This window comes from Blautia sp. HCN-1074 (genome assembly GCF_037890165.1).
In the GTDB taxonomy this organism is placed as follows: Bacteria; Bacillota; Clostridia; order Lachnospirales; family Lachnospiraceae; genus Blautia_A.
Genome location: NZ_JBBKBP010000027.1, coordinates 49,482 through 57,298 on the forward strand (window position 1 = coordinate 49,482; position 7,817 = coordinate 57,298).

Annotated in this window: 5 protein-coding genes and 1 pseudogene; 2 read left to right on the forward strand and 4 right to left on the reverse strand. The window is 36.0% G+C overall.

Features of this window, described 5'->3' with window-relative positions; genetic code table 11:
* Positions 1-379: 379 nt before the first annotated feature.
* From WKT11_RS17150 to WKT11_RS17160, 3 genes are all read right to left on the reverse strand, one after another.
* Complete coding sequence (locus WKT11_RS17150) at positions 380-637, reverse strand: hypothetical protein (protein ID WP_147348974.1); 258 nt, start codon at positions 635-637, stop codon at positions 380-382.
* 474 nt (positions 638-1,111) lie between these two features.
* Positions 1,112-3,295 carry an MBG domain-containing protein gene (locus WKT11_RS17155; protein ID WP_340285242.1) on the reverse strand — a complete coding sequence of 728 codons (2,184 nt, stop codon included), beginning with the start codon at positions 3,293-3,295 and terminating at the stop codon, positions 1,112-1,114.
* A gap of 299 nt (positions 3,296-3,594) precedes the next feature.
* Positions 3,595-4,710, reverse strand: coding sequence for a hypothetical protein (locus WKT11_RS17160; RefSeq protein ID WP_117677202.1), 1,116 nt, complete (start codon positions 4,708-4,710; stop codon positions 3,595-3,597).
* Positions 4,711-5,150: 440 nt separating this feature from the next.
* On the opposite strand from WKT11_RS17160, the pseudogene WKT11_RS20105 reads away from it, so the two are divergent.
* Positions 5,151-5,491, forward strand: a pseudogene (locus tag WKT11_RS20105) (IS66 family transposase); the annotation flags it as partial.
* Between the two features lie 769 nt (positions 5,492-6,260).
* Entirely contained in the window at positions 6,261-7,340 is a 1,080-nt protein-coding gene (locus WKT11_RS17170; RefSeq protein WP_117677203.1) for a tyrosine-type recombinase/integrase, read from the forward strand.
* Positions 7,341-7,459: 119 nt separating this feature from the next.
* Here WKT11_RS17170 and WKT11_RS17175 read toward each other — a convergent pair whose 3' ends face one another.
* Positions 7,460-7,717: a hypothetical protein gene (locus WKT11_RS17175; RefSeq protein WP_117677204.1), complete on the reverse strand. Its 258-nt coding sequence runs from the start codon at positions 7,715-7,717 to the stop codon at positions 7,460-7,462.
* Between the last annotated feature and the right edge of the window lie 100 nt (positions 7,718-7,817).

The following is a 7,817-nucleotide window of genomic DNA, read 5'->3' on the forward strand; positions in this document are numbered from 1 at the left end:
GCATTATCCGTAATACTTTAATAAAGAATCTATCACTATGCATTATCCGTAATACTTTAATAAAAAATGACATGGCTTGTTCTGTATCTGTAAATTTCTCATTTTTTCCTGTAATATAATGTATCGTTTTACTACAGTCATCCAGGTCAAAATCATCCGGATGGATTCTTGTTACTTCCAATTCGATATGGTTGAAATAATATGTATCACGTAGATCTGACAAAAACGGGATTCCTGACTTTCTCCTCAAATATTCCAACAGGTTCTCTTTTTTCATGTACTTAGATACTTCCTTATTTTCTAATATACGCATCGGCCTTTGAATAACCAATGCGTATATCCTTTTCATATTAAACAGATACTGGTCTAGTGTTTCGTATCACTTAACTGTTACTGTAACAGCCTTATAAACACCGTTCTGCGCATATACCCAGATTGTACAGGTTCTCTTGCATTTTGCCTGGATCATACCGTCTGGTGTTACGGTTGCTACTTTGGTGTTGCTGTTTTCGTAGCAGATGTTTCTATGATGTTTGATCGGTCTGTCTTTCTTGATCTCTGTTGCAGTGATCTGGGAGGTCTTTCCTATAAAGCAAACAAAAGAAAGGCCCTGCACTTTGGCAGCGCCTCCCGGCATTTTCTTTTAAGAGCTTTTGCTCTCTAGCCAGATTGTGGTAAATGCTAAACCCTTATAAAGCTGGTAACGCACTGCCTTCTGGTACAACACCTTACTTCAACGCTTGACAGACACTCTTGTTGTCTGTTGTTAATATTATAACAGCCCAGGCACTTAAATATGTCAATCGTATTTCTTTAATTCTTTTCATTATCCGATTACTATTCAGGGACTAACTGGGTTGTTACTGTTCACTCCGCGCTGAATTATCAGCGCAGCTCCACACGGATCGTGATGGAGTTGTTGAATGGCTAATGAACAAGCGCGTCTTGAGACTCTGAAATATAAAAGTGAAAAAGAACTGATTTTGCCGGATTTGTTCTGCAAAACAGTTCTTTTTTATACGACAAAATATACGCACCAGTTTAACACCAGTGCGCATATTTATTACTTCAACTATAATACTTTAACAACTACTGTCTCCCATAGTTTTTACTATTTGACATTAGCCTTTACATATTTCGCCCATGGTCCGAATACTTTTTCGTTATTGTCAGCAGTCCGATTCCATTTACGCAGGCTTAAATAATAAGTTCCTTTCTTTACATTTTTAAATGTCACAGTTGTTACATCCTCGTCCTCTTCAATTACGTATCTCTTGTATTTAACAGGACGTTTTTCTCCATATAATTTCTCCAGTTCTTTACCAAGAATAACCTCTGCTCCTGTTGCTTTTCCGGTCTTGGAGAATTTGACTGTTATTGTTGAACCATTTGTTTTAACACTGATAATTCTTGGCTGAGATGGAGTTTTGGCATTAACAACTACTTTCTTTACTTCCGACCACTTACCGAATGTTTTCTTCCCATTTGCATCTTTGACCCAGGCGTGGCATGCTACATACCAAGTTCCTTTGTCCATATATGTAAATGTTGTTTTCAGTCCTTTTCTGTTTTTATTTACTTTCTCATATTCTTTGGTCTGCAGCATATTGGAAGATTTACCAATCACGTAATCATAGCCCTGCGCACCTTTGCAGCTATCATACAGAACAACCTTTACCTGATTTTTATTCTTATATGTATATGCGTTCTTTATCATCGCTTTTGCAGGTTTCACGCAGTTTCCATCTTTATCTGATACGCTTCCGTCCATTTCATAAACATTACCATCTGTATCCACGATTCTTCCATCACTGAATATTTTCCATCCTGCACCGGTTTCCAGTTCAGAAAGTCCCGGACGAATTACCAGAGTTCCATCACCTGTAATCACTTCATTTTCTTTATTGAGCGCTGGCTTATTTTCCTCATTGCCTGGTTTTACGATTACTCCATTTGGAAGTGTAATCTCTCCGTCACTGTCTACGATCGTACCATTCGGTGTTTTGATGCTTCCATCCGGAAGATATTCTGAACCATCCGGATAATTATCCGGAACAGGTTTCACGGTCGGTGTCGGACTTGGAGTAGGTGTTGCTGTCGGTATTACTATTGGTGGATAATATGGAGTGTAAATTGTAAATGGTATGATTTTTTTCAAACCGTCATAATTGCCATTTCCGTCAACAGTTGCTTTCATATACCAGCTGCCAGATGAAGTCGGCTGGGTTTCTGTATAAGTTCCATCTTGTTTATCGCTGTAGCTAAAAGATACTGTTCCAAATTTCGCTTCACCTACAGGTTTCGACGGAGTCTGGTCACTTGTCCAGTTGTTGATTGCCGGATTCACTGTCCATTCATTCTGTGCTTTACTTATGGTAAACTCTACTCGTTTAGAATATCCGGCTTCATAATCATCACTTTCTTCTGCATATGCCTTAACAGAATATTCGCCTGCATCTGTCGGAGCAGCGCTAATTTCTGTCCAGTCTTCTCCGCTTTTCTGATACCATTTTAAAGAAGCTTTCACTCCTTCCGGTACAGTTATAGCAGGAGACGCCACAGCATTTCCATCGTAAAATTTATCTAAACTATCGGCTGAGATTGATATCGAGGCTCTGTATTTTACTTTCGGATATATAAGAGTAAATGTACAGTGTCGTCCATCTGCGCTGATTCCCTGCTCATTTTCTACAGTCACTGTAGCTTTGCTCTTCACATCTTTATTTATGGCTGTGTTTGTATCTTTCCATGAATATACATTAATAAGATTTGCAAAGTCCAGAATCTGATTAAAATGACAGTTATTATACTCACTGTCAGTTAATGTAACCTCTACTGTTAATACAGGGACATCACCGCCAGACCAAACGGTATTCTCTCCCCCATATCCACTCCATTTTCCAACTACTGACATATGCGCACCGGGAAAATTTGTCATCTTTGCGTTAACAGAAATATTTTCACCGGATGACATATCCACATTTTCTTTATCCCGTGGTTCATTTCCAACGTATAAATCTATCTGGGGATCAATGCCTTCGGAAATGTACATATAGTCTTCTCTGATTTTTAATTCATATTGCATACCATATGAACTATCCAGTTCTATATTAGATATCTTAGATATTGCCTTAGGTACTTCAAGTACTTTTATTCCTCTTAATTCTTTTTGCCCTATATCATTTAAACGTACTTTTAGTTTTCCAGTTCCTGCTATTCCTTGATTTATTTTTCCCGGAGAATTTAAAGTATAAATAAGTGTGTTGTCTCCATCAATTGTAAGATTATCGGTCAAAAATCGGCCATTTAATTCCGTATTATTTTTTAATTCAACTTTATTGGCTGTTATAGTAGGACAAGCAATTTTGCTATCATTCAACGTTACAGCACTTAATCCATTTATTTCTTTTATATTTGCATTCTTAACAGTATCCAAAACAAGATTTCCAGGTTTTCCAGGTTTTTCTTTGTATGGGAATATACCAGCAGTTTTTATAGAAATATTGCTCAATGTAACTGTTATGTTCGGATCTATATACCAATTCTGATTTCCTGTCAATGTCACAGAACTATCATTTGATTTACCAGCAACTGTTACTGTCTTATCAAAAAAACCCTGTTTGTTTCCACACAGTTCGAAAGTAATATAATCGTTCCGCCATTCCTTATACCATCAAGAGCTCTTGAAAATGTTCGAACCGGAGTAGTTTCACTTTCTCCCGTATTTTGGTCATTTCCGTTATTATTGTCTACATAAATAATATCTAATGTCTTCTTTTCTATCGTACATACATTAGACGGGGATGTACTTTTCTGTACATTAACATAATCAGGATTCTGCATATTTTGTTTTACAGCACCATATTGTTCATTAAGTGTCAACATAAGTTTTATACGGGACTCGCCTCTGTTAACTGGAACTCTATAGGAAATTCCTGTTTCTCCAGTCAATGGATTTCCATTTAACTCCCATTTTCCTGTAAATATCTCAGATGTTTTAATTTCAGAACCAGGTATCATCCCTGTTATAGTTGGCGTTATCATATCACCCGCAGTTACCTTTGGCGGTATACTTACCTTTATCTCATCCTCCCCATCCTGTAATATATTGATTTTTAATTTATCATTTATCGTTCCAAGATTTTCCTGGTAATTCACATATACATTTCCAGATCCAGTGGCATCGATATTACCTTCATTTTTTATAATACCTTTAAGCCAAATCGTTTCAAATTGTCTTGTCGAATCTATAATTAACTTAGCATTGTCACAAATTTCTATATCTGTAGTATACTTTCTTGAGAGACCACTGGTAATCTTAAATGTATAACCACTTTCTATTATTATTTTCTTACCATCACCATCTGGCAACTCATATATATTTTTACCATTTCCTCCTATATTCCCTCTGATTCTAATAATATCCACAGAAGAATTTACTGCCCTCTTAAATTCATCATCCGTTGTAACTACTGTCCCTCTCTCTGTTTCACTTTCTGTAGCAGAAACTCCTTCTCCATCTTCATTCTGAATCTGTGGCATATCATCTGAAATTTCATTTTTATAATCCTGATTTTCCTGACCATCAGAGAATTCTTCCGTTATTTCTTCTGGTGATGAAAATTCACCTGCTAATACAGGACTGAAAATAGTGGTTACAGCAAGTATTGCCGCCATAACTGCCGCAGTTATCTTTGATTTCTTAATCATTCTCCATTCCTCCCTTTTTATCTGATGTTTTCCATCTCTTGTTTTTTAGGAAATTATAGCACTCCTTTTTTATTTTGTATATATTTCCATGTCGAAATACATTTTAACAGGACAAAATTGCGTTACTGTTCAGACCCTTGCAGGGGGAATTAGTAAAAATGACGAATTTTAATTTTTTCATTGATGTCTCAAAAGTTCTTTTGTGGATAATGCGAAAGAGCTTTTTTATGGTGGATAACCTTCCACCAGAAACGTTTATACAGATAGCGAAGGAATACTTTTCCTGTTTCAGTCATATGGAGATCCTTTTTATCCACAAAATATGTACTGTTTTTTATCCGTCATTTTTACTTTATCCACAATCACCCGGATTCGCTTTTTTGCGGCTTTTCCTTTATAATGTGTGTATAGATTTCAACGATTTCAGGAGTAAGATAACCCGTGCGAAAAAAGGGCACGAAGGAGTAAAGGGAACTGTTGCGGAGGATTACCAGGGTATCCTTGTCCATGACCATGATATCACTTTTTATAATTATGGGACAGACCATCGGGAATGTCTTGCCCATGTGCTGCGGTATCTGAAAGACAGCATGGATAATGAGCCAGACCGTACTGGAATAAAGAAATGCATGGTCTGATACAGGAAATGATCCACCTCCGGAATAAGACCTGGCTGTCTTGTAACCCAGACCCGGAAAAGATCTCCGGATTTGAAGAACGGTATCTGAAGATACTTGAAACGGCCCGGAAAGAATATGAGGACATTCCGGCAAATATATATGACAGAGTGTCCAGGATATTTGGATAAAGAGAACCGATGGCTTTAACTGTTATCAGTCTACACCATCGGTTCTTCTAAGTCCAGCTAACCTTTGAACAGTAACACTGGGTTTATTTGTTCCCTGATTATGAACATTTGCTGCTTGACTTTCCTGTAAAGTTATAGTACGATTTGCTTAGTGAACGCACTGGGGAAACTTGTGAAGCCCTCAGTCCGGAAGGCTCCTGCGGGGGCCTTTCGTTATATAAAGAAATAGATTTTCTGAAACCTGGGAATCCATTTTACGTTTAAAATATAAAAAGATTGGAATATAGCAGATGAATTTGATTGGGATATAGTCTCAATAATAAAAAATTGTTTCTTATGATTCAATTTTACTTAAATTCGGTCGTAACAATCTAACTTCACTTAAAATCGACCGTAATAAACCACTTTTCACTTAAATTTTTTAAATATAAATGGTTTATATCAATCGAAAAGCCCAATAAAATCGATGTTTTTATAGAACCATTTATACTTAAAAGGACACTTATTTCCTATAGTTTATAATTTTTTAGCATATTTTATACGTTCTGTATTTACATAAAGCTATTACTGTTAACTAATTTACATTTTTAATTTTATATATGATCTATATTCTTTTATTATTTTTCGCACAAATCATAAAGACGGGTTTTCCAATACTCAGGGATGTATAACACTATACAATTTATAATAAGCCACAGCTGAAATACTTAATTTAATTATTAAAGATTAAAGGAGTTTTCTAATGGATAATTACACAGATTATAATGATAACAAAAAAGTTACCTACCATGAACAAACTGATATCTCAAATATTCTGAAGCTTCGTGCTGTTTTAAAAACCCTTCCAGATTTCTGTAAAGATTATTTTCGTGCTATGGACCCGCTTACTACCACCAAAACGCGAATTTCCTATGCATATGATATCCGTATTTTTTTTCAGTTTTTACTGGATGAAAATCCTGCTTTTAAAGACTGTTCAATGAAAGATTTTACCGTAGATGTTCTGGATCAGCTTAAGGCTGTTGATATAGAGGAATATCAGGAATATTTAAAGGTTTACAAAAATGGGGATAAAACAGAGACAAACGGTGAACGTGGGCTCAAAAGAAAAATATCTGCTTTGAGAAGTTTTTATGCATATTACTACAAACATGAATTCATCCAAACCAATCCAACCGTTCTTGTGGATGTTCCGAAAACCCACGAAAAAAGTATTATACGTCTTGATGCCGATGAAGTTGCTATGTTGCTTGATTACATTGAACATTGTGGTGATGAACTTACCGGTCAGAAACGTGTTTATTACGAAAAGACAAAAGAACGTGATTTGGCAATCGTTACTCTCCTGCTTGGCACAGGAATTCGTGTATCTGAATGTGTAGGACTTGATGTAGAAGATGTAGATTTTAAAAATAATGGAATCAAAGTCACCCGAAAAGGTGGAAATGAAATGGTTGTATATTTTGGTCATGAAGTAGAAAAAGCTTTAAAAAAATACCTTGAAGTTCGCGAAAATATCATTCCTATATCCGGACACGAACACGCTCTCTTCTATTCTACTCAAAGAAAAAGAATCGGTATTCAGGCTGTTGAAAACCTTGTCAAAAAATATGCAAAAGCTATTACAACTACAAAAAAAATTACGCCTCATAAGCTCCGCAGCACCTATGGTACCACCTTATATCAGGAAACAGGTGATATTTATCTTGTGGCTGACGTATTGGGGCATAGAGACGTAAATACAACCAAAAAGCATTATGCTGCGATGGACGACGCCAGACGTCGTAAAGCGGCTACTGCAGTACATTTACGTGAAGATTAAGTGCTATCATTTTACAGAACTTCTGGTCCTCCAAAAAACAGACAATAAAACAGGCGGAATTTTTCCGCCTGTAACTACGAAAATGCATTTAAGAATTTACATTTTCATATCTATTTCTATTATTTATCAAAATCTGTTTCAAATACACCTTCCGGAGTACGCATTGTCAACACTCCAAGATTAAATTCATCATCCATAATGGTAATGTGATATTCAAAGATAACATCATCTTCAAATTTAGAAAGCAAAACATATGATCCATTTTCTTTTCCTTCAATCTGATCACAGATATCTCCATAAACCGCTTCACCAGAAATCACTCTTGGATAGCCGGAAGCTTTAATTTTTTCTTCTATTGATTTGTATAATTCTTCCATTTTTCTCTCCTTTTTCTCGATATTTATGAAATATACTTACTGTATGCCAGAGACACGTTGCTGGTCTTTTCATCATAACAGACGTCACCAGAAAATGCAA

Bases quoted from the DNA above. Each gene is read 5' to 3' on its own strand.
- WKT11_RS17170 (WP_117677203.1), top strand. From the start codon at position 6,261: ATGGATAATTACACAGATTATAATGATAACAAAAAAGTTACCTACCAT.
- WKT11_RS17175 (WP_117677204.1), bottom strand. From the start codon at position 7,717: ATGGAAGAATTATACAAATCAATAGAAGAAAAAATTAAAGCTTCCGGC.
- WKT11_RS17160 (WP_117677202.1), bottom strand. From the start codon at position 4,710: ATGATTAAGAAATCAAAGATAACTGCGGCAGTTATGGCGGCAATACTT.
- WKT11_RS17150 (WP_147348974.1), bottom strand. From the start codon at position 637: ATGCCGGGAGGCGCTGCCAAAGTGCAGGGCCTTTCTTTTGTTTGCTTT.